Source organism: Pseudomonas sp. C 49-2, assembly GCF_003970195.1.
In the GTDB taxonomy this organism is placed as follows: domain Bacteria; phylum Pseudomonadota; class Gammaproteobacteria; order Pseudomonadales; family Pseudomonadaceae; genus Aquipseudomonas; species Aquipseudomonas canadensis.
In genome coordinates this window covers 1-734 of sequence record NZ_RXYG01000040.1, presented here as the reverse complement: position 1 = coordinate 734, position 734 = coordinate 1, and the positions used below count along the sequence as shown (strand labels likewise).

The 734-nt window shown below is 58.2% G+C and carries 1 protein-coding gene; it reads right to left on the bottom strand.

Going from position 1 to position 734, the window contains the following annotated elements; genetic code table 11:
* The coding region (locus tag EJ576_RS29630) for a ribonucleotide-diphosphate reductase subunit beta (protein ID WP_126571766.1) at positions 1 to 734 on the bottom strand (734 nt) is incomplete at both ends.

The window sequence follows — 734 nt, the reverse complement described above, 5'->3', positions numbered from 1 at the left end:
GGCATGGTGTCGCGCGCGTATTCGATCTCCAGCTGAGTCCCTTGCAGGATCATCTGGGTCGCTTCTTCCTTCATCTCGGCATCCCACAGGTGTGGGTTTTCGATTTTGATCTGGTTGATCACATCGATACCGAAGTTCAGGTGCATCGACTCGTCACGCAGGATGTACTGGAACTGCTCGGCGACGCCGGTCATTTTGTTGCGACGGCCCATGGACAGGATCTGGGTGAAGCCGCAGTAGAAGAAGATGCCTTCCAGGACGCAGTAGTAGGCGACCAGGTTGCGCAGCAGCTCTTTGTCGGTCTCGACGGTGCCGGTTTCGAACTTCGGATCGGAGATCGAACGGGTGTATTTCAAGCCCCAGGCGGCCTTTTTGGCGACCGACGGGATCTCGTGGTACATGTTGAAGATCTCGCCTTCATCCATGGCCAGGGATTCGATGCAGTACTGGTAGGCGTGGGTGTGGATCGCTTCCTCGAAGGCTTGGCGCAGGATGTACTGGCGGCACTCCGGGTTGGTGATCAGGCGGTACACGGCCAGCACCAGGTTATTGGCGACCAGGGAGTCGGCGGTGGAGAAGAAGCCCAGGTTGCGCATGACGATGCGACGTTCGTCGTCGGTCAGGCCTTCAGGGTTTTTCCACAGTGCGATGTCGGCGGTCATGTTGACCTCTTGCGGCATCCAGTGGTTGGCGCAGCCGTCGAGGTACTTCTGCCAGGCCCAGTCGTACTTGAA